Source organism: Dyadobacter subterraneus, from assembly GCF_015221875.1.
GTDB lineage: Bacteria > Bacteroidota > Bacteroidia > Cytophagales > Spirosomataceae > Dyadobacter > Dyadobacter subterraneus.
This window is the reverse complement of sequence record NZ_JACYGY010000001.1, coordinates 2,464,622-2,489,957: the sequence shown is the minus strand read 5'-3', so window position 1 is coordinate 2,489,957 and position 25,336 is coordinate 2,464,622. Positions and strand designations below refer to the sequence as shown.

The window sequence follows — 25,336 nt, the reverse complement described above, 5'->3', positions numbered from 1 at the left end:
GTGGATTCTATTTCGTTTTTCACTTTGTTGATATAAAAGAAGACGAACGAAAAGCCCAATTACTTTTAATTTTCCTGTTTTATTATTACAGAAAAAACGCCAGACGTCCGAAGAAATAATTCTTACCGACATCAGCGTTTTAACTATATTAAAATGAACAACAAACCGGGCTATTGAATTCCTTCCTGACTTTTATTTTGCCGGGAAGGCTTTATGATCATCCGTAACGACTGGTCTTTTGTAAAATACGCAATCATCCAGTTATAAAAAGTCCTGATACGATTCCGGTAAGTTATCAATGAAAGAAGGTGAATAAACAACCAGATCAGCCAGGCAAAAAAGCCCTTTAAATGCAGTTTTGGTGTTGGCAAATCTACCACCGCTTTGTTTTTACCGATAATGGCCATAGAACCTTTGTCCAGATATTCAAACGGCTCAGGCGCTTTTCCTTCTGCAATGCGTTTAAAATTTTTGGCAAGTTTTTTGCCCTGCTGAATGGCAACCTGCGCTACCTGCGGATGCCCGCCTGTAAAATGCGGATCTGTAATCTGAATGCAGGTATCACCGATCGCGTAAATATTGGTGGTGCTCTGTACTTTGTTGAACTGATCCACGATCATGCGCCTGCCTCGTCCGTAACTTTCGGTTGGAATTCCTTCAAAAACTTTTGCGGTAACACCAGCAGCCCATATCAGGTTTTTGGTTTCAATCGGCTCACTGTTATCAAATACGACAGTATCGTTCACGTAATCCTTGACATGCGTATTCAGTTTTATTTTCACACCAAGTCTGCGCAGATCATCGTAGGTATTTTTCTGTGATTTTAAGCTCATTGGCGACAAAAGTGCCTCTCCCCCATCCACCAGATAAATCTCACTTCCTTTTCCGGCAAGTTCAGGATACTCCTTGCGAAGAATTCCGTTTCTCATTTCTGCAAACATTCCTGAAACTTCCACACCTGTGGGTCCGCCGCCAGCGATTACAATGGTCAGCAGTTTTTTGGTTTCCTCCGGATCAGTGCAGACAGATGCCATTTCCATTTGCTGTAATAATTTATTACGCATTTCAATTGCATCGTCAAGTGTTTTCATCGGAATCGCGTTTTTCTTCACGTTTTCCATACCGAAATAATTCGTTTCCGCGCCGGTAGCAAAAACAAGATAATCATATGGCAGCTCGCCATTATCGAGTACAATTTTGTTTTCAGCAGGAATTACCTTTTGCAACTCTCCAAGCCTGAAATGCAGATTATCTTTTCCTGAAAACAATTTCCTGAAAGGATAGCTGATACTGGACGGTTCCAGAAAAGCGGTGGCGACCTGATAAATTAGCGGTGGAAAAAAATTGTAGTTGTTTTTATCTACAAGAATTACTTCAAACTCGTTATGGTTGGCCAGGGAAAGTGCAAAATTTATTCCTGCAAAACCGCCGCCTATTATCACTACTTTCATTATCAATTCTATTTTGATTAAAAAATAATCTGATCAAACTTTCCGTTTGGCATGGGTTTCCCCAATTATCGTTCCAAAGAAATTTTCATACAGATGTTTGGCCAAAATCCTATTTTTACGCAGTAAAAGGGACAGTTTCCGGCAACAGACGAAGATAATAAAAGAAAGGAGTATTCCAGAAAGTTTTCGTTTAATCCCGGTCACCAGGCTGTATAAAACTGCTGGTAAAAAAGGATCAAAATCATACTTTATGAAATACTCTGAAAAGGTGTGATTCGATGTTGGTATGAGTAACCGGGAAAATTATAATTAATTCTCCCCGGTTTTTAGATTTTCAGGCGTGAATAACATGGCTGTGCAAAAACAGTTTTTACAATCTTTACTTTTCAAAGTCTGGTAGTTTACGCAGCTTTTACATCCTTCCCAGAATTTCTTTTCTTTGGTAATTTCATTGAAAGTTACGGTTTCAAAACCTAGTTTGGCATTCATTTTCATGACGGCAAGCCCTGTTGTGATACTGAAAACCTTTGCATTGGGAAAACGCTGACGGGACAGATCAAAGATTTTTTCCTTTATCGCTTTTGCAATCCCGCATTTACGGTAAGCAGGCGAAACGATCAGACCGGAATTGGAAACGAATTCTCTGTTTTGCCACACTTCGATATAAGAAAATCCGACCCATTCATTTTTTGAAGTTAATGCGATAACCGCTTTTCCTTCTTTCATTTTTTTGATGATTGAAGAAGGTGATCTTTTTGAAATTCCACAGCCGCGTGAAAGCGCCGAGGATTCCATTTCATCTGTGATTTGTTTGGCATAAACCGCGTCTTCACAAGTGGCCAATCTGACTGTTATATCCCTGAAAAGATCCGGCTCCGGTATTTCAACGGGTTTTGCTGGCACGGGAATATGTTCCAGTTCTTTCAGATAAATCGCATAAAAATCATCTGGTATGAAAAATTTTAATCGTTTTTTTTCTAATTCATCTTTTTGAAAAAATGTGGAAAATGAAGTGATAAAGCTTTTTTCGATGGCATTTCGAATGATAATATCACCCTGATTATATAAATGTTTGGCCAGGGAAAAACACTTTTGCGACAAACTTAGATTGTAATCCAGAACCGCTTCTTTTGAGAAATCCAGAAGGCGCTGGACTGCTTTGAAAATATCAGTAGAGAGAGAACTTCTTTTGTATAAACGGGTCAACTGCGGAAACTCAGATTCAATAAGTTTTGTGCCTTCGTACTGCGATATCATGATTAAACTGTTAATATTTATTTTATAAAAAAACAGTTTATCCTAATCTTATACCAAAAGATCAAATCAGATTTAATTATTTATAAATCAACGTTTTGTACAAAATTTAAGAAAAAATAAACCCGATAACCCTTTCAATTTGATAGACCTTTATCAATATGAAAGACTAAATAAAAGCCGGAACAAATGAAGATCATTTATCCCGGCGATTGTATAAAACAGTATTACTCCGTTTTCAGTGATTTGATCGGATCAGTCAAAGCCGCTTTGATAGCCTGATACCCCACCGTCAACAAGGTAAGCAGGGTAACCGAACCTCCGGTAATAAGGAAAACGCCGACTCCCAGATCAATACTGTAAGCAAATTCATGCAGCCATTGGCTCATCGCCCAACCAATCAGCGGAAACGCGATCACAATCGCGATGGCAATAAGTTTTAGAAAATCCATCGAAAGCATCATTGCTACATTTCCCACCGTAGCGCCAACTACTTTTCTGATACCAATTTCTTTCTGACGTCTTTGGGCTGTAAAAGCAGCCAAACCGAATAAACCCAGACAAGAAATTAAAATAGCCAGCCCTGCAAAATATTGGGACAAAAGACCGATTCTTTGCTCGGAAACGTATAAGGCGCGGTAATTTTCGTCAAGAAACTGGTAGTCGAAAACCAGTCCGTGGTTATATTCCTGGAAAACTTTTTCTATCCGGGCTATGGTTTGTTTTTCAGCTCCGGCGTTTATCTTGACCATAATATTGGGCATGACCGGATAAACCTGAAAAAAGCAGGGCTTTACAGTTTCATATAAAGATTCAAAATTGAAATTTTTAACCACACCGACAATCTGTCTTTCCTTGCCCCAGAATTTGATCGTTTTGCCGATTGGATCTTTCAAACCCATACTTTTAATAGCGGCTTCGTTAAAAACAATCTCGTTATAGGCATTTTGATTTTGGGAGAAACTGCGTCCTTCTTTCAGCTGCATGCCGAGTGTTTCCATAAAATTATAACCCACTTCCAGGTTCGAAAAATCAATGTTTTTGCCAGGTGTTTTTCCCGGCCAATCAAAGTCAGAAATCGAGCCGTGAGCACCGGTAAGATTGTGATAATAACTGGAAGCATTAATCACGCCAGGAATATTTTTGATCTCTCCCAGAAAACTTTCTGCCGCTTTCAGCTTCACAGAATCCATTTCCAGAGGGATCTCAAAGTGAATAATATTATCTCGATTATAGCCTAAATCTCTGGTCTGGATATATTTAATCTGTTTGTAAACGACCAAAACAGAAACGATAAAGATCACAGAAACAGCAAACTGAAAAACAACCAGGCCCTTTCTTACCCAAAGCTCACCGACAGAAGTTTTCAGCTTCCCTTTAAGAACCGCAGCGGGATTAAAACCTGAAAGATATAATGCGGGGTAACTTCCAGAAATAAGTCCTGTCAGAAATGTAATGGCCAAAACAGTAAGGATCAGTACCGCATTAGGATGTATCTGAATATTTTTTCCGGTTATTTCATTGAACTGTGGCAGCAACAAAAGAACTAACACCACCGCAAAAATCAGGGATAAAAATGCCATCAATAACGACTCACCCAGATACTGAAAAATAAGTGAGCTTCTTAATGCCCCAACCACTTTTTTGATACCAACTTCCTTGATTCTTCCGGAAGCTTTCGCCGTCGACAAATTCATAAAATTGATACAGGCAATGATCAGAATAAAAAGTCCTATAATTGAAAAAAGCCTGACATAGGCGATTCTTCCGCCTGATTGCACACCATTTTCAAATTGTCCGTGCAGATATTTGTCGGAATATTTGATGGCAAATAATTGCGTTGTTGATTTGTTATCCTTTGTTGTAAGATAACTTTTGATTTTGGCATTGAACTGATTGATATTCGTTTCTTTTTTCAGAACGACAAATGTACTCGGATCACTGTTTCCCCAGAATTTCATCCCCTCCCGTTTTTCAGCAAAAAGATCAAAATTGAAAAGCACGTCAAACTGATTTGTAGCATTAACAGGATTATTCCTGAATACGCCGCCAATGGCATAGTTCCCGCTGAATTCTCCGTTATCCCATTTGATTGTTTTTCCAACAACTTCATTAGTAGTATGAAAAAGTTTCAACGCCAGATCCTGGGAAACAGCAATGGTTTGAAGATCTGAAAACAACAAATTTTTGTCTCCTGACACAAACGGACAAGTAAAAACGTCGAAATAATTCTTGCTTATAAACTGCCCACCCGCTTTCAAATGCGTTTCATTGAAAGTGATAACGCCCTTATTTGAAAACCAGGAAGCCGGGACAACCGTGGCGGACTTTTCAACTTCCGGCATTTCTGATGCCAGCGCATTTGCCAGTAAACCGGGTGTATTGCTGCTGGTTTTGATACCGTCGTCGTTTGAATAATTAGCCATAACCTGAAATAACTGGCTATCCTTTTCATTGACTTTGTCAACATGCAACTCGTCGTTGACCCACAAGTAAATCAGCAGCGTACAGGCAAGTCCGGTTGACAAACCAACCAGATTCAACAGCGTAAACTGGCGCTCTTTCAAAAGATTTCGCCAGGCGATTTTGAAATAGTTTTTAAGCATTTGGTGGTTAGTGTTTGGCTAATAGTACATTAGGAATATTCCTTTAATTATTTCTATTCACTCTTCAAGCTTTTTACCGGATTCATCAACGCTGCTTTTATTGCCTGAGAACTGACCGTAATTAAAGTAATCAATAAAGCTCCGATGGCTGTTACGGCAAAAATCCACCAGGAAATTTCAGTGTGATAATTGTATTTCATCAGCCATTTATTCATAAAATACCAGGAGGCAGGTCCGGAAATCAGAAAGGCTATGACGACAAGCAACACAAAATCCTGGGACAACATTTTCCAGAGATTAGCGACTGTTGCACCCAAAACTTTTCTGATCCCGATTTCTTTCGTTCTTTGTTCAGCGACAAAAGATGCGAGGCCAAACAAACCAAGACAACTGATAAAAATGGCTATTGAAGCGAATAAAGTAGCGAGTTTGCTCATCCTTTCCTCTCCGGCAAATTTGACGGCATATTCCTGATCAGCGAATTTATAATCAAACGGAGCTGTCGGAACCAGCTGTTTGAAAACAGCTTCAATTTTGGGCAAAGCTACACTGGTACTAACATTTGGGTCAATGCAGATGTTGATCCAGTTTGGAGCGCCAAAAAGAAAAAATACAGTGGGTTTAATATTTTCAAATGGTGAGATCATTACCATGTCTTTCACTACGCCCAGCACTTTAAATTGCTTTTCAATATTGTTGGTCATCCATGAACTTTGCCAGCTAATGATTTCTCCCACAGGGCTTTCAACAGATTTATTTGCCAGCTTTAATAGTCTTGCAGCCGTTTCATTGATAATAAAACCGGCAGTATCGGAGGCAAGTTCTTTTGAGAAATTTCGCCCTTCGACAAATTGCCAGCCAACTGTTTTGGCGTATTCTGTGCTGACACTTAAAGTTGCAAATGCTTCCTTTTCACTGATAAATTTTCCATTGGATCTGAACCCTCCGTTTTCTGACCAAACGCCTGTAATCGGACTTTGAGATTCTGCGATTTCTGTCACGACGCCTGTATTTTTCAACTCAGTTCGTAGAAGATTTGTTTTTCCATAAAAATCGCCCGATTTCATTTCAACCATTAGCAACCCTTCACGAGAATAACCAACCGGGCGATTTTTAGCAAACTGAATCTGGCTATAAATTACTATCGTACAGATTATCAATGTGATGGATACCACAAATTGAGTCACAACCAAAACTTTCCTGGGCAATGCGGCTAATAATCCTCCCTGAATACGAAGTGACCACGAGCCTTTTAATACTTTAACAGGCTGAAAAGACGTCAGGTATAGTGCCGGATAACTTCCGGCCAAAAGTCCTGTAACCCATATAAAACCAAGACTGAATAACCAGAAATAGAGATTTCCCCATGGGATAATCATCTGTTTGGCTGAAAGATTATTGAACCAGGTCAAAGAAGCTGCCGTAACACAAAGCGCCACGAAAAATGAAAGAATAACAACAAGAAATGATTCCGTAAAAAATTGTCCGATCAACTGACTTCTCAGTGAGCCAACCGCTTTTCGGATACCGACTTCCTTTGCACGTTTTTCTGAACGGGCGGTGCTAAGATTGATGAAGTTAATACAGGCCAGAAAAATCACAAAAAAACCAATCAGACCTAGCATCCAGATATATTCCACCGGTCCGCTATCAGCAACACCGTTTTTGAAATCAGAATATAGATGCCAGTTTTTCATAGGATGAATCCACATTTGCGGATGGGTAGCTGCCTCCTCTTTCATACCATCCAAGTGTTTGATCACATCCAGTTCCGAGTTTTTTATACTCGCACTCGCTTGTGCAAAACTGATTTCAGGTTTAATCTCTACAAAAATGGCCACAGCGTGATTATCCCATTTCTTCTGTTTCATGTAAGCATTAGTAGCCACAAAATAATCCCAGGAAGAAAAGAAATCGACACCCGAAAACTGGGAATTTTTAGGAAAATCCTCATAAATGCCGGTAACTTTCACATTTCTGTCCGTGCTGATTTTAAGCGGTTTATCCATGGGATCAGCATTACCAAACAACGCCTTGGCGGCCGAAGCAGAAAGCATGATCGACTGCGGATCAGATAATCCTTTCCAAGTACCTTTCAGCATTTTAAAAGAGAACATTTCAGGAGCATCCGGTTCAATAAACATTCCATTTCGGGATAGTTTATTTTCTCCCGCGGTTAGTATATTTTCACCGGGATTTGTGGAAACTACAATATGCTTGAAATTGCTTTTGTAGTTCGATTTGAGCTCGTTGATATACGGATACGGAAGATAAGACCAGGTGCTTTTCTCCCCGCCAAAATTTTGATTCACATAAATCTGACCGATCCTGTCGTAGTTTTCATGGGATTTATTGAAGGACAATTCATCATAAATCCATAAGCCGATTAGCATAGCTACGGACATGCCAACAGCCAGTCCGCCAATGTTGATCACAGAATAAATCCTGTTTTTCACAAGATTTCTAAAAGCAATTTTAAAATAGTTTTTTAGCATCTGGCGGTTGGCGGTTAGGCATTAGTGTTTAGCTAATAGCGCGTTAATAATAAATTTTTCCTATTCACTTCTCAAACTTTTTACCGGATCAAGCAAGGCCGCTCTTATGGCTTGATAACTTACTGTCATCAGTGTAATAATTAATGCACCGAGACTGGCGAGAATAAATATCCACCAGGAAATTTCCGTCCGGTACTCATATTTTTGCAGCCAGCCATTCAGAAAATAAAGCGCAATTGGCGTGGAAATAATGCAGGAAATAATGACCAGTACGACAAAATCAGTTGAAAGCATTCTCCATAAATTTGCCACCGAAGCTCCGAGAACTTTACGCACGCCAATTTCCTTGGTACGCTGTTCAGCCGTAAAAGATGCAAGGCCGAAAATTCCTAAACAGCTGATCATTATGGCAAGTATGGCAAAAAATGTTGTCAGTTTTCCGATGCGCTCTTCATTAAAAAACTTGGTGGCGTATTGTTCATCAACAAAGCTGTATTCGAATGGAGAACCAGTATCGTACTTTTTGAAGACACTCTCAATGGTTGCCAAAGCCGACGATGTGTTGGTCTGAGGATTTAATTTGATATTGATAACGCCACCCTCGCCCGAAGATAAATTGTAGAAAACCGGAACTGTTGGCGCATATGGAGACTGGATCACCATGTCTTTAGTCACACCAATAATTTTGTAAGGCGTACCATTCCAGGTAAGCATTTCACCGACCGGGTTTTTCAATCCCATAAATTTAACAGCAGCTTCGTTGACGACCAGTGCAGAAGAATCCGTGGCAAATTCTTTGGAAAAATCCCTGCCGTCTTTAAATTTCCATCCTACTGTTTTGCCATAATCGTGTGACACTTCATTGAAATTGAAATCCACGGATAGTGACGGATCTTTTCCTTTCCAGGCGAATCCGCTTGTGGACGACCAGGTTTCTGTGGTAGGACTGCTGGATTCGGCTATTTCAGCAATTGCTCCTGATTTTTTCAATTCGTCTTTGACCGCATCAAAATGATTGTGAATGTCCGGCGTAGTCAAACTGATCGTTATCAAACCATTACGATCATACCCTACCGGTCTGTTTTTGGCAAATTGGATTTGACGAAAAACGACCGTTGTTCCGATGATTAAAATAATAGAAACTGTAAATTGAACTACCACCAAAGCTTTTCGTGGAATCGCAGCAAACCTGCCCGCTTTAAATGTACCTTTTAAAACTTTTACCGGCTGAAAAGAGGATAAATAAAGTGCCGGATAACTTCCTGCGATCATGGCAGTTAACAAACTAAAACCAATTCCTGCAAGCCAGAAAAGAGGATTGCTCCATAATATTGCAAGCTTTTTGTCGGCCACGTCATTGAACTGTGGAAGTATCAGCAAAACCAGCACCATGGCCAAAACAAATGCAAAGCCTACCACAATCAGCGATTCGCTAAAAAACTGTAAAATCAATTGTTTCCGTACCGACCCTATTGCCTTGCGGATACCCACTTCTTTTGCTCTTTTTTCAGAACGTGCAGTACTCAGATTCATGAAATTAATGCAGGCCAGAAGCAGTACAAATGAACCGATGATTCCAAAAAGCCAGACAAATTCTATCAAGCCGCCAACCCGCTTTCCGTCCTTAAATTCCGAATACAAATGCCATTCTTTCATTGGATTAAGAAAAACTTCCGGCTTGTATTTCAGCTGTTCGGGATGGATATTTTTTACTTTGATATCCTTAATTTTAGCCGACACTTTTTCGATATCAGCATTATTATTCAGCTGTACAAATGTTTGGTAACTATTTGACCGCCAAGGATCATCATTTGTTTTCATCCATGGAGAATCGATTTCGTACAGACTCCAAGGCGCCATGAATTGCATCCCGCGGAATGTAGAATTGTGCGGAAGATCTTCATACACGCCAGTCACTTTTACATCCAGCCGATTGTCTATTTTCATAAGCTGGTCAACCGGATCTTTGTCTCCGAAAAATGCTTTTGCAGTTGATTCCGAAAGTAAAATTGAATGTGGATCATTTAAACCGGACATACTTCCGTTGAGCATTTTTACCGTCAGCATTTCCGGCGCTTCCGGTTCTATATAAGGTCCGTTTTTCGCCAGTTTTTTTTCTCCATGAGAAAGAACGTGTTTGTTGTTCCAGGTGGCCCTGACAACATATTTAAAATCACTTCCATAATTTTTTTTCAGCTCCGGACCTAGTGGAAATGGCACAGCATTTTGTGTTTCTACTTGTCCGTTATAAGTCTGATGCTGCATGATCTGGGCAACCTTATCATAATTTTTATGATAACGGTCGTAAGAAATCTCGTCATAAATCCACAGACCTATCAGTATGGCAACGGCCATTCCCATGGCCAAACCAACAATATTGATAAATCCGTAGCCCTTGTTTTTAGCCAGATTTCTAAATGCGATTTTTAAATAATTACGTAGCATAAGCTTTTAGGTGTTAGTGTTTAGGCGTTCGCCTGGCATGTTAAATTTTATTTGCTTATTCACAATCTGTAAAAGCTAAATGCTAACAGCTACTCGCTTTTCAGACTTTTCACGGGATTCATCAATGCTGCTTTGATACTTTGAAAACTGATCGTGAGCAAAGCAGTTAAAACCGTCAGCACACCGGCCAGTGCGAAAACCCACCATTGGATATCAATTTTGTAAGCAAAATCTGCCAGCCAGCGGCTCATTCCATACCAGGCAAGTGGTGTTGCGATAAAAATGGCTACGATGATAAGATTCATAAAGTCTTTGGAAAGTAGAGCGACAATGCTCATCACAGATGCTCCCAAAACTTTTCTTACACCAATTTCTTTGGTACGCTGCAAAGTTGTGAAAGCGGCTAAACCAAATAATCCCAGACAGGCGATGACCACAGCCAGACCGGCAAAAATGCCAAACAAAGCGCCGATCCGCTGTTCAGATTGGTACATTTTATTGAACCGTTCATTAAGAAATGTATAAGAAAACGGACTGTCCGTCTGTGACTTCCATGTTTTTTCCAGCGTTTTGATCAAACCGGGCATATCATCCGTCCTGATTCTTAATGCCATCTGGAATCTGTCGCCGCCATACATCATCACCAAAGGTGCAATGCTTTGGTGCATGGATTCAAAATGGAAGTTTTTTGTAACGCCGACAACCGTATAAGTTTTCCGGCTGTCGGCTTTTCCGTTGCCAACTGTTTTTATCCGCTGGCCGATTGGATTTTTCCATCCAAATTGTTTTACCGCGGCTTCATTAACCAAAATCGCCACGCTATCGGTAGCAAAAGATTTTGAGAAATTTCTTCCTGCCGCAAGGCCGATACCAAGTGTAGCCAGGTAATCTTCATCAATCTGGTAAGTTCTTAAACGGTACGGAGATACACTTCCTGCCGCGCTTTCAGGCAAAAAACCGTCTGTACCATTGTTGGAATCACCAGCCGGCACATATCCTGCCAAGGTAACATCTTGTATCTGGGATAATTTTCTGAGCTCTTCTTTGAAAACTTTTACTTTGTCGCCAAGGACATAAGTGTCCTGCAAAATGAGAACCTGATCTTTATCAAATCCTACTTTTTTATTTTGTATAAAACGAAGCTGCTGATAAACGACAATGGTCCCGATAATCATCCCGATAGAAACCACGAACTGAACAGTGACCAGCGTATTTCTTAGCCAGCCACTTCTGACGCCCATTTGAATTTTTCCTTTTAAAACACTGATCGGCCGAAAGGCGGAAAGGAAAAATGCCGGGTAACTTCCTGCCAATAACCCTACAAAAAGGCAGCCCGCCAAAGCATAACCGACGATTCTGAAATTGAGGATCGTTTGAATGTCAAATTGCTTGGCAGCCAGCTGGTTAAAACTTGGTAAAACAGCAATCACAACCACGAATGCAACCAAAAGTGCCAGAAAAGTAAGCAGGATCGATTCCGTCAGAAATTGAAAAATTAATTGCTGCTGAATAGAGCCCAGCACTTTTCTGATACCAACTTCCTTGGCACGGTTTGCTGAACCAGCTGTGGATAGATTCATGAAATTGATACAGGCCAGCAAAAGGATAAATGCTGCAATGGCTGAGAAAATGTAAACGTATTTTATATCGCCATTTGGTTCAAGTTCAGCCTCCAGGTCAGAGTTTAGGTGAATATCGGTGAGCGGCTGAAAAGTAAACCCGAAGCGATCTCCTTTTCTTACATATTCTTCATAACTCATTCCTAAAAATTCCTGGATTTCAGGAGCAATATATTTCTTCACAATCTGCGGTCCCTGGGCAGAAAGTTTTTCAATCGAATAATTTTTTCGTAGCAAAAGATAAGTATGTGCCCCGCTTGAAAGCCATTTTTCACCCAAATGAACTGATGCAAGGGATCCGAAAAAGTCGAAATGGAAGTGCGAATTATCAGGTACATTCTCGCAAACACCAGTTATCCTGAACAAACCACGGGTACCCAATGTCAGACTTTTTCCAACAGGATCAGTTTTTCCAAAATACTTTTCGGCCGTGGCTTCTGTAATCACCATTGTATTCGGCTCTTTCAAAGCATTTTTTAGATCACCTTTTATGAATGGAATCGAGAAAACTGAAAAGAAATTGCTATCTGCGAAAACGACTCTTTCTTCTTTGAATTTTTCATTACCGTATTTAACTACAAATGATCCCTCTCTTGTCAGCCGGGTGTAAGATTCAATACCAGGGTAATCGCCGGATATCGCAGGGCCAACTGGTGCGGGCGCAGCGGCTATATTTATTTCTCTTCCTCCGATTTTGCCATTCAGCGTCACACGGAAAATCCGGTCTGCATTCACGTTAAATTTATCATAACTCAATTCACTTTGCACAAAAAGCAAAATCAGTAAACAGGTCGCAAGCCCGATCGCTAATCCGAAAATGTTGATGGCAGAAAATGCCTTTTTCTTCCAAAGACTGCGCCATGCGATTTTAAAAAAGTTGCTGATCATGATGTGGGATATTTATAGGTTGGAGTACGATTTTCTGGGTTGGTTTGGTTTCGTTTGGCTGTTCGGGTTTTCTATCAATTGGGCCGGTTTGGTCTGCTATCGATTAGGTGGTTTGACTTGTTATTAATCAGCTGGGTTTGGTTTTACTGTCGATTGGGCGGCCTGATTTGCTATTGATCGGGCGGCCACGAGGGCCGCCCCTACTCGCTTTTCAAACTTTTTACAGGGTTCATGAGCGCAGCTTTTATGCTTTGGAAACTTATGGTCGCAACTGCGGTTAACACGGTTAGCAAGCCGCTGAATAGAAATAATTTCCAATCGATCTCCACTTTGAAAGCGAAATTATCCAGCCAGTTTTCCATAAAATACCAGGCAACAGGTACCGCGATGATGATAGCAATACATACCAGTTTTAAAAAATCTTTTGACAGTAACGTCGTAATACTGGCAACAGAAGCGCCCAGAACTTTCCTGACGCCGATCTCTTTTGTCCGTTGTTCAGCTGTAAATGAGACAAGACCTAAAAGTCCAAGGCACGAAATGACAATGGCAATTCCTGCAAAAAAATTGAATAAACGCTCAGTCTGCTGTTCTGACTTATATTGTTCATTGTACTGTGCATCAAGGAATTTGTAATCGAAAGGATATTCCGGTATATGTTTTTCCCACAACTTCCTCGCGGCGGCCAAAGCTGCCGCAGCGGATTCGCCAGAGGTTTTGATGAGTAGAATATTATTAATTTTTGGCCGGCTGGATAAAATTAGCGGCCGTATTGTTTCATGAATTGAAGCGATGTTAAAATCTTTGACCACACTAATGATCTCGCCTTCCCTACCTTCCACTTTTATACGTTTGCCAACAGGATTTTTCAGTTCCATCTGTTTAACTGCCGCTTCGTTCAGCATAAAATGAACCGAATCCGAAGGACTCCCATCAAAATTTCGTCCGTCCAGAATTTTTATTTCAAAACTGGGAATGAACGCCGGATCGATGCTGACATAAGCAAAAATGGGCATTGCGTTAGGATCTTTCCCCTCCCATTCAACCGTGCCTGTTCCTCTTAAAACATTTACCGGAGAATCACTGGAAGTACTTACGCTTTTAATCGAAGGCTCATTCAATAGTGCCTGCTGCAAAGGCAAAGCAAACTTTTTTGCATCAAAAGAAAACACATGCTCCCTGTTAAATCCCGGATTACGTTCACGGATGAAGCGTAATTGGCTGCCAATAATTAAGGTACTGGTAATCAAAATTGTTGCCAATGCAAATTGCGTCACCACAAGTCCTTTCCGTAAACCCGAAGTATTACGCTGGCTGGAGCGACCCCGCAACACCTGAATTGGATTGAAACCAGCGATCATCAATGCCGGATAAATTCCTGCCAGTAAGAAAGCCAATACTAGCGCGCCAACCAGGATGAGCATTGAATCTAAATCAAGTAGAGAAATCTGTCCGGTTTTTCCGGTTATCTCCTGATAAAATGGCAGAAGAATTTCTATCAGTAAAACGGCAAAAATCAGTGAAAAACTCAAAGTCAATACTGATTCTACCATCAACTGTCCGGCCAGTTGACCCGACCTGGCACCAACTACCTTACGAATTCCAACTTCCCGGTTGCGTCGGGAGGCACGTGCTGTTGTCAAATTTACATAGTTGATACAACCAATGCTCAAAAGCAAAAATGCGATAAGGCCCAACAAATTAACCTGCTGCATTCCTGAACTTTTTCCATCCGGTGCATAAAGATGCAGCTTGCTGAATGGCTGTAAAAAGTACAGTGCTGCATCGTCGTCTTTATTTCTGGCTGTCTTTTTTATTGAAGTTATCTTCTGACCAACTATTTCAGGATTTGTACTTTTATCCAGTTTTACAAATGTTTCGAAGTCGTAGGCAATCCAGCTTTCATCCAAATTATCGCCATTGTTTTCTTCTCTAAAAGGTAAAACCTTAGCCTGCATGGGCAAAAACATTTTTTGCTTAAAGTTTGTGTTATCAGGACTTTCCTCAATCACAGCACCAACCGTAAGAATCTGGTTGTTCTCTACGTTTTTGAAAATTTTGCCAATTGCATTGGCCGTACCAAAATACTTTATGGCAAGATCTCTGGTTAAAATTGCAGAAGCAGGCGTCCGAAACAAATTGTTTTTGTCGCCATGTAGCAAGGTAAATCCGTCGAAAAAATTTAGAAAATCTCCGTCTACATAAGCCAGATCTCCTTTTTCAGTGATGGTATTATTGCCAACACGAAAAATCCTCGCCCAGTAGGGAGAAAGCCTGACAGCTGAACGAACGCCTGGAATTGATTTTAAAGCAGCAGTTGAAACGGCACCGGGCGTGTCGGGAAATGTATTTTCTGCGGTTTCTGCTCCAAAGCGTGTATTAACACGATAAATTTGTTCGATGTCTGAATGAAAATTGTCATAACTCAATTCATCCCTTACCCACCAAAAAAGCAGGATACTCACAGCCAGCACAATACCCATGCCGCCGATATTCAATAACGAATACCACTTTTCATTAATTAAATTTCTGAAAGCGATTTTGAAATAATTGCGTATCATGGGTTTTAGCGTTTAGGCGTTGGCTTTTAGCTTTCGTATCTGAATTTTTATTACACCTATGATCTGGAATTGCAAATGCCCAATCGCCAGAATTCCGTTATTCGTTTTTCAAACTTTTTACAGGATCCAGAAGCGCTGCTCTTATGGCTTGGTAACTTACTGTGAGCAACGTTATCAGCATGGCACCCAAACCTGATGCGGCAAAAACCCACCAGGAAATTTCAGTTCTGTATTCATATTTCTGCAACCATCCATTTAGAAAATAGTAAGCAATGGGAACCGATACAACGCAGGAAATTATAACCAGAACCACAAAATCTGTTGATAATAAAGCCCAGAGATTAGCTACCGATGCGCCCAATACTTTTCTAATTCCTATTTCCTTAGTGCGCTGTTCGGCGGTGAAAGAAGCAAGGGCAAAAAGTCCCAGGCAACTGATTAAAATGGCGAGCCCGGCAAATGCAGAGGCCAGTTTTGCAATACGTTCTTCGGCAGAGAATTTAGCAGCATACTGATCATCAGTAAACTTATAATCAAAAGGACTGCCGGGGTTAAATTTCCGGAAAACGTCTTCAACCTTCGCAAGGGAATTTGCGGCCGGCAATTGCGGGTTCAGTTTAATATTGATAACATTAGCCCAGCCGTAGTTCAACATAAAAACAGTAGGACGCACCGGCTCAAAAGGTGAATCCATCACCATATCGCTAATAACGCCGACCACTGTAAATGCTTTTTCATTCCATCTGACCTGCTTGCCAATTACATCCTCCGGTTTCTTGAATCCCATATATTTTACAGTTGTTTCGGTCATTATCATACCGGAAGAATCTGTGGCAAACTGCCTTGAAAAATCACGTCCGCTTTTGAACTGCCAACCTACCGTTTTCCCAAAATCATGCGTCACTGCAACTGTACCAAAATTTTCTTTAAAGTTTGGATCCTTACCTTCCCAATTAAACCCGCCATTATTAGAAGATAATTTCGTAACCCGGGAGGAGGAAGTGGACATTTCTACCACAGCACCCGTTTCAAGCAAATTATTTCTCAAAGTATTATAATGACTGTATAATTCAGGTGTATTCATGTCAATAGTAATCAGCCCGCTTCGGTCGTAACCTATCGGCCGGTTTTTGGCATACTGGATTTGTCTGAAAACAATAACAGTACCTATGATCAGTGTTACCGAAACAGTAAATTGCAAAACAACCAGTACTTTTCTGGGGATGGCTGCAAAACGTCCGATATTAAAAGTGCCTTTTAGTACTTTAATTGGCTGGAAAGACGACAAATAAAGAGCCGGATAACTACCTGAAACAATTCCGGTAATCAGGCAAAAACCAATTCCCAGAAGCCAAAAGACCGGACTCGTCCACAATACGTGCATTTTTTTATCAGCAACCTCATTGAAAAATGGCAAGGCGGCAACAAGCAGAATAATGGAAATTACAAAAGCCAGCGAAACGATCATTAACGATTCGCTCAAAAACTGATATATGAGTTGTCCGCGTTTCGACCCAATTGCCTTGCGGATTCCTACTTCTTTTGCTCGTTTTTCCGATCTGGCGGTGCTTAAATTCATGAAATTAATGGAAGCCAGCAGCAGCACAAAAAGCCCGATAATACCAAAAAGCCAAATATATTGTATGCGGCTATCCAGCTTCCCTTTTTTGTCCCATCCCGTATACAAGTGCCATCTGGCCATGGGATGGATATAAAGCCTTGGTTTTAAAAATGCCGTATGCGGCGCATGTTTTAATTTTAAATCAGCGATTTTCCTTGATACAGCTTCATAATCTGAGTGAGGATTAATCTGAACCAAAACCTGCCAGGAATTATTGTCCCACTCCTTATTATCCAAAGCCCTTTTTACCCAGTCCTGCGTCGCTACATACAAATTCCAGGGAGCAATAAAAGTTATCTCATTAAATTCTGAATTATAAGGCAGATCTTCATAAACACCAGTCACTTTTACATTCAGCCTGTTATCTATTTTTATAATCTTATCGAGTGGATTTTCATTTCCAAACAGTGCATTTGCAACAGATTGGGATAACATGACAGAAGACTGGTCCTTTAAACCGGAACGTGTTCCTCTCAGCATTTTTAACGAAAACATATCCGGGGCCTGTTCACTGAGATAATTTCCGGTTTTTGTAAATTTTTTATCGCCATAAGCCACGATATGCTCTTCCGTCCAGGAAGAATTTACAACATATTTAAAGTCATCAGGAAAATTGTTTCGAAGTTCATCGCCCATCGGCGCAGGCATATGCTCCTGATGAAAAATATTCCCTCCAAAAGTTCCCGATTCCATAATCTTGCCGATCCTGTCATAATTCCCAAAATACTTATTAAATGACAGCTCATCGTAAATCCACAAACCGATCAGCATAGTCACGGCCATTCCCACAGCCAACCCACCAATATTGATAGCAGAGTACCCTTTGTTTTTCAAAAGATTTCTGAAAGCGATTTTGAAATAGTTACGGATCATGACTTGTCTTTTATGTTATTAGACTGGACTACGGATTTTTTGGATTAGGCGGCTTTAATTTTGCTTTGGATTGGGCGGACACAAGGCCCGCCCCTACTCGCTTTTCAAACTTTTCACCGGATTCATTAAGGCCGCTTTAATACTTTGGAAACTGACTGTGACCAGCGCAACAATCAGGGCTAAAAAACCTGAGACTACAAAAATCCACCATTGAATTTCAACACGGTAGGCAAAATCCTGTAACCATTTGCTCATGGCATACCAGGCAATTGGAACGGCAATGAAGACTCCGATTAAAACAAGTTTGATAAAATCTTTGGCGAGAAGTTCAACAATTCCGGCAACGCTGGAACCCAGAACTTTTCTTACACCAATTTCGCGTGTTCGAGTCTGTGCAGTATAGGCAGCAAGTCCAAACAAGCCCAGACATGAAATGAATATGGCAATGCCAGCGAAGATGTTGAAGAGCAGTCCGGTTTGCTGCTCCGTTTTGTATAAATCGTTGAATGAATCATCCAGGAAAGCATACTGAAAAATATAATCGGCGTTGTATTGTTTCCATAAACGTCCGGCAGAGGCAATAACTTTATCAGCATCTCTACCGGTTGTTTTTATAAAAATTCGGTTCATTTGGTTTGGCTCATAGAAGAAGATTGCAGGCTCAATGATCTGTTTCATCGACCCGTAATGAAAATCCTTTACCACGCCAATAATTGTCCCGGTCTTATTCCATAGCCTGAATTTTTTGCCAATCGGATCTTTGATCCTTGCTGCTTTTACAGCAGTTTCATTCAAAATAAAATGACTCGAATCCGACACGGAACCCGTAAATCCGGCTCCATCCATTAATTGCATTTTAAAAAATGAAACAAAATCTTTGTCAATTGCTAATGTTCGTAACATCATCGTTTCACCGGTTTCCTTACCATCCCAGGAATTATCTCCCGTCATCCCGGCCAGGTTGATGATATTGGAATTTGCACGTGTAATGCCTGTAACACCCGATTCCTTCAATAATTCTGCTTTGACAGCCTCGTAATGTTTGCCCATATCCTGCATGTAAAAAGACAGCACGTGGGTTTTGTCGTATCCAAGTTCCTTTGAACGAATGTAATCAAGCTGACTGCCGATGATAAATGTTCCGGCAACCAGAATTACGGAAACCGCAAACTGAACTACGACCAACGTTTTACGAAATATTGCCTCATTGATTTTACCGGAAACTTTTCCTTTCAGCGCTCTTAAAGGCTCAAAAGACGATAACAATAACGCGGGATAAATGCTTGAAGCAACCAGCGTCCCGAAAATGGTAAATCCAACAACTTTCCAGATCGAATAATTGGTAAAATCAAGAACTAATAACTTACCCGAGATCTGGTTAAAAACAGGTAAGATGGCATACATTAAGCAAAGAGCAAATGCAGTAACGAGCGAAAATACAAGCACAGTTTCTATCAAAAATTGCACAAATAACTGCGACTTTGCAGCTCCGACAATCTTCCGCATACTTACCTCCTTCGAGCGCAAAATCGCTCTTGCAGTCGATAAATTAACGTAATTGATACACGCAATCGTCAGGATTAAAAGTGCGATAATCACAAACATTCTCACGGTTTCAATCCCGCCGTCCGATCCGTCGGAGTGGTACAAATGAGTATCAGCGAGGGGCTGTAAAAGATAGGTCAGATCGGTATCATCCGGTTTATTGCGCAGGTGGATATTTCTCAATTTTACAGCAAGATCCGCAGTCGATTTTCCTGGCTGCAATTGTAGATAAGTCAGATAATTAAATTGAACAAAATCATTATCCGAATTTCTGCCGTCTTTTCTGTCCACATACATCTTGTCAAAGAAAAGCGCTATTGGGAAGAACATATCTCCCTTAAACTCTGAATTTTGGGGGATGTCTCGTATTACTCCACTTACCGTAAAGTTCTCGTTATTGTTTGCAAGTATCACTTTTCCAATCGGATCCTCATTGCCAAAATAACGTTTGGCAGTTGTCTCTGTTAAAACAACAGAATGATTATCAGGAAACGGTTTTGATTTATTTCCCTGGATCAAATTGAAATCAAAAACAGAAAACAACGATGGATCCGTATAAGCAGAAAAACTTTCATTAAATACCTTTCCATTATACTTGAATAAAGTAAATACGCCGTCGCGGGTAATCCGAACTGCATCTTTCACACCGGGAACTTCCCTTTTGGCAAATTCAGCAATCGGTGCGACAGTTGTAGTCCAGATTTGCTGGCTGGATCCTGTTCCTACTCTGTTTTCAAGTTTATAGATGACATCAGATTTTTCATGAAAACGATCGTAGCTAAGCTCGTCCTGAACCCATAACAAAATCAAAATCCCGACACTTAAACCGACCATTAAACCAGTACAGTTAATCAGTGAGTAGAATCTGTTTTTCAGTAAATTACGCCAGGCAATTTTAAAATAATTTATGATCATAGCTAAGTTGATATTAGAGTAAATTTTGATCCGCAGATGTCTATACGGCTCGTGTCTTCCAGTTAATTTTTATTCACTTTTTAAACTTTTTACCGGATTCATCAAAGCGGCTTTTATACTTTGGAATCCGACCGTTAGCAGTGCGATGACTATCGTCAAAATACCAGTCACTGCAAAAATCCACCACTCAATTTTTATTTTGTAGGCAAAATCCTGCAACCAACGGCTCATTCCATACCAGGCAAGCGGTGTGGCGATCAGGATTGCGAATAGGATCAGCACCAAAAATTCTCTGGACAGTAAACCGATTATACTCATTACAGAAGCACCCAAAACTTTTCTGATTCCAATTTCCTTTGTACGCTGTTCAGCAGAAAAAATCGCCAGACCAAATAATCCCAGACAGGCGATTATTACGGCTATGAAGGTAAAGTAGGTGACAAGGTGTGAGGTACGCTGTTCTTTTTCATAATTCTTTTGAAAATCCTGATCAAGAAAGGAATAAGTAAACGGAGATTCCGGATTGAGCTTTTTCCAGGATTCCTGCAAAGTTGAAAGTAATTGGCCATAATTTTCTGACCTGACATTTGCAATAAAATACTGATGTTTATTGGCTATGGCTGTCGTGAATCCATAAGGTTTAATTTCGTTGTGAAGACTTTCGAAATTGAAATTTTGGACGACACCAACAACAACCATATTCCTCCTGACATTTTGGAGTTCATAATATATTTTCTTGCCAATTGCATTTTGGGCATCAAAGCCGAGCTCTTTCACCGCTGCTTCATTCAAAATAATGCTGTTGGAATCCGCAGTGAACTGTTTTGAAAACGTTCGGCCCGTCAGCATTTTGAGATCAAGGGTTTTTGTGTAATCATTTTCAATGGCAGCGAAGCGAATATCCACGGCTTCATTAACCGATTTCGATTCGGGATAAAAAAGCAAATCCTCAACGCTTGATAAACCCGGATAGGCCGACCCGCCGGAAGCCGAAACAATACCCGAATTTCCTTCCGCTTCTTCCTTTAATGCTGCATAATTATTCTGTGCCTGAGGTGTTTTGAGAGGAATAATAAGTTTCTGGTTTTTATTGAATCCCAGATTCTGGTTTTGAAGAAATGATAATTGCTGCCAGATCACTATCGCACCTAAAATCAGAACGATCGAAATTGTAAATTGAAAAACAACCAAACCTTTCCTTAACAAAGAAGCAGAAATATTATTGACCAGCTTTCCTTTAAGAACACTGACCGGCCTGAAAGATGACAGGTAAAATGCAGGATAAATACCCGAAAGCAATCCAGTCAGCAAAGTGATCCCGACAATCCATCCGACAAATTGAAGATTGCCGGAAACCGTCAGATTTTTACCGGTAAGTTCATTGAATAGCGGAACTGAAAACTGGATGAAAAGCAAAGCAAGAAAAAGCGCAAGTATCGACATGGCCAGGGATTCACCTAAAAACTGATAAATCAGCGATATTTTGAATGCGCCCATTGCCTTGCGGACACCAACTTCTTTGGCCCGTTTTTCTGACCTTGCGGTTGACAAATTCATGAAATTAATACAGGCGATCAGCAGTAAAAGGGCTGCAATCATACCAAAAATATAAAGGTAAGTCATGCTGCCTGTGGGAGAAATTTCTCCACCCATATCAGAATTCAGATAAATATCCGGCACTGGCTGAATAAACAATTGCTTGGAAACACCCATCGCTTTAAGGTCTGCTCCGCCGTTCCGATTTAAAAATTCCGTCAGCATGCTTTCAAACTTTCTGGCATCAGAACCATCATGCAACTTGACATAAGTATGGAAAATATTATTGCTCGACCAGTTCTTCTGATTGTCAACCCACGGCCCTAAATCCGTGTTTTGCATGGACAGGAAAAAATGGGCATCAATATGGGACTTATGATTATTTTTAAAAACCCCGGAAACTGTATAATTGAAGTCGCCAAAAAACAAACCTACCTTGATTGTTTTTCCCAGTGGATTTTCATTCCCAAATATCTTAGTCGCAAGCGTTTCAGAGAGAACCAGTGTATTGGGTTGATTCAGTGCATTTTGGGGTTTTCCATATTTAAAATCGTAAGAAAAAATATCAAAAACCGTGGAGTCCGCATAATACCCGTTTGGCTCATAAAACTGTTTGATTGACTGATTTTCCCCGGTTCTTAAAAGCATATCTTCAAAGCCTGGAAATTTTAGAATACGGGCGGCAGTTTCTACTTCCGGAAAATCATTTTTTAAACCCTGGGCATATGGTCCCGCGGTACCTGCCCAATATTCACCACTGGATTCGGTGGCAATTCTGAAAATGCGATTTCCAAATTGATGATGTTTGTCAACGCTGTATTCGTCAGAAATGTAAAGTATAATCAAAAGACAAGTCGCCAGCCCAAGTGCTAATCCGAAAATATTAATTCCGGTATAAATCTTGTTTTTCACAAGATTTCTCAGAGCAATTTTGAAATAGTTACGTATCATAAAAGTTCTTAGCGTTTAGGTGTTGGCATTTAGCTTTCCCTTAATTGAGTTCAGTTAAATTATTTTGGTATCATTATCGAATGCTAACAGCTAATTGCCCTTAGCTCCTTACTCGCTTTTCAGACTTTTCACCGGATTCATCAAGGCGGCTTTTATACTTTGAAAACTAACCGTGAGTAATGCAATGAACAGCGATGACAAACCTGCAATGGCAAAAGTCCACCAGTGAATTTCGATTTTATAGGCAAAATCTTGCAGCCAGATTTGCATGCCGTACCAACCGATCGGTGCGGCAATCAAAATTGCTGTTAAGACAGGTTTCAAAAAATCTTTTGACAGCAGAGAAACGATACTGCTAACAGAGGCACCCAGGACTTTCCGTACACCAATTTCTTTGGTTCTTTGTTCAGCAGAAAATGAGCTCAGTCCGAATAAACCAAGGCATGCTATAAGTATAGCAATTCCAGAAAAAGCGGTGAACAATTGCCCTATACGCTGCTCCGAACGATACATGGCATCGAAATCTTCATTTAAAAACGAATATTCAAACGGCTGGCCTGGTGCAATTTCTTTCCACTTTTTTTCAATTTCTGCTAGTGATGACTTAACATCAGCCGGGTTAAGACGAAAAGAAACGGCTTCTAAAAACGATTTTTCGAGTGGTCGGTCAATCGCATTGCCGTTAATCACCAACCCGACAGGAGCAATTTTTGACCGTAACGATTCATAATGAAAATCTTTTACTACACCTATAACTGTAAGTTGCTCACCACCGGTTTTATGAATTATCTTTCCAATCGGATTTTTTAAACCAAATTGTTTTGCGGCACTTTCGTTGATAATCACAGCCGAACTATCTGTTGTTCTTCCTGCAATAAAATCTCTGCCGGCGATGATTTCCATCCTAAGCGTTGAAACATAATCCGGATCAACCATCCATTCCTGCATGTTTACCGAATATTTGGCATCAGTTTCCTGTTGCGGATACCACATATCATTCCAACGCCGGGAAGTCACTGGCAAGAATCCACTCACCGTTCCACTTTTTACGGAAGGCGTTTGTAAAACCGCACTTTTGAATGTCAAAACCTGTGATTTCGTCGATTGTGCTGTGTTTATAACAACAACCTGGTCTTTGTCAAAACCAATTCTTTTTGTTTGTATGTATTGAAGCTGCTGATTGACCAGCAACGTTCCGATAATTAATAAAACAGATAAGGCGAACTGGAAAGTAACAAGGGAATTCCGGAAACCTTGTGATTTTGATTGTATTAAAATGCCTTTAAGTGCTTTAACCGGCTGGAATGACGACAGATAAAATGCAGGATAAATTCCGGCGATTATACTTACCAACGTTGTCCCGGCAAGCAGATAAAGAATCGAAAAAAGATTGATTTCTGATGTTATGGAGAGATGTTTTGCTGCAAGATTATTAAATCCGGGAATCAATAAATACAACAAAAGCAACCCTGCTGCCAGTGCCAAAAAGGTAGTAAGCAACGATTCCGACAAAAACTGAAAAACAAGAACTGACCTGTCGGAACCCATTACTTTTCTTACCCCAACTTCCCTGGCCCTTTTCGCCGAACGGGCCGTTGTAAGATTGATAAAATTAAAAACTGCAATGACAAGAATAAACAAACCCGTCAAAAGGAAGATGTAGATATACTGTATGCTGCTATTAGGTGAAAGTTCCCCCTCCCGATCTGAATACAAATGAATATCTGTAAGCGGCATTAAGGAATAACTGAAATTGTTTCCTGCTTTTCTTGTCTCTGCAAGGGAGGTTTGGAAATATTGTTTTAATGCCGGATCAAGATAGGTTTGAAGTATTTTTTCAAATTTCGCTTCTACTGATTTCGGGGTTGTTCCTGATTTCAGCAAGACATAAGTATTGAAAATGTGATTCCCCCACTTATTCACTTTTGCATCCCGCGTTTCATACAGAGGCAAAAGAATATCTGCATGAAAATGTGATTGCTCTGGCATATCTTCCATCACACCAGTTACGCGGCGGACTTCACCGGTATTAAATGTCAGGATTTTGTTTAATGCATTGGTTGTTCCAAAATATTTATTGGCGATTCTTCTGGAAATAACTACTGAATTTGGGCCAGCAAGTGCTTTTTGTGGATTTCCTGAAAGCAATGGAAGAGTAAAAACATCAAAAACGGTGGAGTCAGCATATAAAATTCCTTCTTCGCGGATTGCTGATTGTTCACTTTTTACAATCTGGCTGTCGTATTTTCCAAGTCTGGTAAACTCTTCAATTTCTGGAAAATCCTGTTTCAGGGTTTGCCCCATCGGGGTTGGTGCCAATGCGCCTTTTGCGCTTTTTCCTGAATACGTAATGTCGCTGTTGATGCGGTAAATACGGTCGGATTTTTTATTGAAATGATCGTAGGCTAATTCGTCTTTTACATATAAGATGCTCAGTAAACTAACTGTCAAGCCCAGCGCCAGGCCAAAAATCGTCAGGGCAGAATATCCTTTATTCTGGGACAAATTTCTGTATGCGATTTTTAGGTAGTTGCGGAGCATGGGTTGGGTTGGTTATATTGATTTGTTTGGTGAAT

General features: G+C 40.4%; 11 protein-coding genes. All 11 read right to left on the bottom strand.

Annotated features, from left to right (window positions below):
* Positions 1-170: 170 nt before the first annotated feature.
* The 11 genes from IEE83_RS10275 to IEE83_RS10225 all read right to left on the bottom strand — a co-directional run bounded on the left by IEE83_RS10275 (position 171) and on the right by IEE83_RS10225 (position 25,301).
* Entirely contained in the window at positions 171-1,451 is a 1,281-nt protein-coding gene (locus tag IEE83_RS10275) for an NAD(P)/FAD-dependent oxidoreductase (RefSeq protein WP_194120499.1), read from the bottom strand.
* A 309-nt stretch (positions 1,452-1,760) separates the two neighbouring features.
* Complete coding sequence (locus tag IEE83_RS32915) at positions 1,761-2,708, bottom strand: DUF7674 family protein (protein WP_228101759.1); 948 nt, start codon at positions 2,706-2,708, stop codon at positions 1,761-1,763.
* A 224-nt stretch (positions 2,709-2,932) separates the two neighbouring features.
* The gene (locus IEE83_RS10265; RefSeq protein ID WP_194120498.1) at positions 2,933-5,311 is read right to left on the bottom strand and encodes an ABC transporter permease; all 2,379 of its coding nucleotides are present in this window, start codon (positions 5,309-5,311) and stop codon (positions 2,933-2,935) included.
* 53 nt (positions 5,312-5,364) lie between these two features.
* Positions 5,365-7,806 carry an ABC transporter permease gene (locus IEE83_RS10260; RefSeq protein WP_194120497.1) on the bottom strand — a complete coding sequence of 814 codons (2,442 nt, stop codon included), beginning with the start codon at positions 7,804-7,806 and terminating at the stop codon, positions 5,365-5,367.
* A gap of 60 nt (positions 7,807-7,866) precedes the next feature.
* Entirely contained in the window at positions 7,867-10,251 is a 2,385-nt protein-coding gene (locus IEE83_RS10255) for an ABC transporter permease (RefSeq protein WP_194120496.1), read from the bottom strand.
* Positions 10,252-10,340: 89 nt separating this feature from the next.
* The gene (locus tag IEE83_RS10250) at positions 10,341-12,758 is read right to left on the bottom strand and encodes an ABC transporter permease (protein ID WP_194120495.1); all 2,418 of its coding nucleotides are present in this window, start codon (positions 12,756-12,758) and stop codon (positions 10,341-10,343) included.
* A 200-nt stretch (positions 12,759-12,958) separates the two neighbouring features.
* Positions 12,959-15,319, bottom strand: a complete 2,361-nt coding sequence (locus IEE83_RS32910) for an ABC transporter permease (RefSeq protein ID WP_228101758.1) — start codon at positions 15,317-15,319, stop codon at positions 12,959-12,961.
* Between the two features lie 97 nt (positions 15,320-15,416).
* Complete coding sequence (locus tag IEE83_RS10240) at positions 15,417-17,813, bottom strand: ABC transporter permease (RefSeq protein WP_194120494.1); 2,397 nt, start codon at positions 17,811-17,813, stop codon at positions 15,417-15,419.
* A 93-nt stretch (positions 17,814-17,906) separates the two neighbouring features.
* Positions 17,907-20,273 (bottom strand): ABC transporter permease, encoded by a 2,367-nt coding sequence (locus IEE83_RS10235; protein ID WP_194120493.1) that lies wholly within the window; start codon positions 20,271-20,273, stop codon positions 17,907-17,909.
* Between the two features lie 69 nt (positions 20,274-20,342).
* The gene (locus IEE83_RS10230; protein WP_194120492.1) at positions 20,343-22,760 is read right to left on the bottom strand and encodes an ABC transporter permease; all 2,418 of its coding nucleotides are present in this window, start codon (positions 22,758-22,760) and stop codon (positions 20,343-20,345) included.
* A 108-nt stretch (positions 22,761-22,868) separates the two neighbouring features.
* Entirely contained in the window at positions 22,869-25,301 is a 2,433-nt protein-coding gene (locus tag IEE83_RS10225; RefSeq protein ID WP_194120491.1) for an ABC transporter permease, read from the bottom strand.
* Positions 25,302-25,336: the final 35 nt, after the last annotated feature.

What these genes read in the sequence shown, in the direction of transcription:
- IEE83_RS32910 (WP_228101758.1), bottom strand. Translation starts at nt 15,319, where the DNA reads ATGATACGCAATTATTTCAAAATCGCTTTCAGAAATTTAATTAATGAA.
- IEE83_RS10250 (WP_194120495.1), bottom strand. Translation starts at nt 12,758, where the DNA reads ATGATCAGCAACTTTTTTAAAATCGCATGGCGCAGTCTTTGGAAGAAA.
- IEE83_RS10255 (WP_194120496.1), bottom strand. Translation starts at nt 10,251, where the DNA reads ATGCTACGTAATTATTTAAAAATCGCATTTAGAAATCTGGCTAAAAAC.
- IEE83_RS32915 (WP_228101759.1), bottom strand. Translation starts at nt 2,708, where the DNA reads ATGATATCGCAGTACGAAGGCACAAAACTTATTGAATCTGAGTTTCCG.
- IEE83_RS10240 (WP_194120494.1), bottom strand. Translation starts at nt 17,813, where the DNA reads ATGATCCGTAACTATTTCAAAATCGCTTTCAGAAATCTTTTGAAAAAC.
- IEE83_RS10260 (WP_194120497.1), bottom strand. Translation starts at nt 7,806, where the DNA reads ATGCTAAAAAACTATTTTAAAATTGCTTTTAGAAATCTTGTGAAAAAC.
- IEE83_RS10265 (WP_194120498.1), bottom strand. Translation starts at nt 5,311, where the DNA reads ATGCTTAAAAACTATTTCAAAATCGCCTGGCGAAATCTTTTGAAAGAG.
- IEE83_RS10275 (WP_194120499.1), bottom strand. Translation starts at nt 1,451, where the DNA reads ATGAAAGTAGTGATAATAGGCGGCGGTTTTGCAGGAATAAATTTTGCA.
- IEE83_RS10235 (WP_194120493.1), bottom strand. Translation starts at nt 20,273, where the DNA reads ATGATCATAAATTATTTTAAAATTGCCTGGCGTAATTTACTGAAAAAC.
- IEE83_RS10230 (WP_194120492.1), bottom strand. Translation starts at nt 22,760, where the DNA reads ATGATACGTAACTATTTCAAAATTGCTCTGAGAAATCTTGTGAAAAAC.
- IEE83_RS10225 (WP_194120491.1), bottom strand. Translation starts at nt 25,301, where the DNA reads ATGCTCCGCAACTACCTAAAAATCGCATACAGAAATTTGTCCCAGAAT.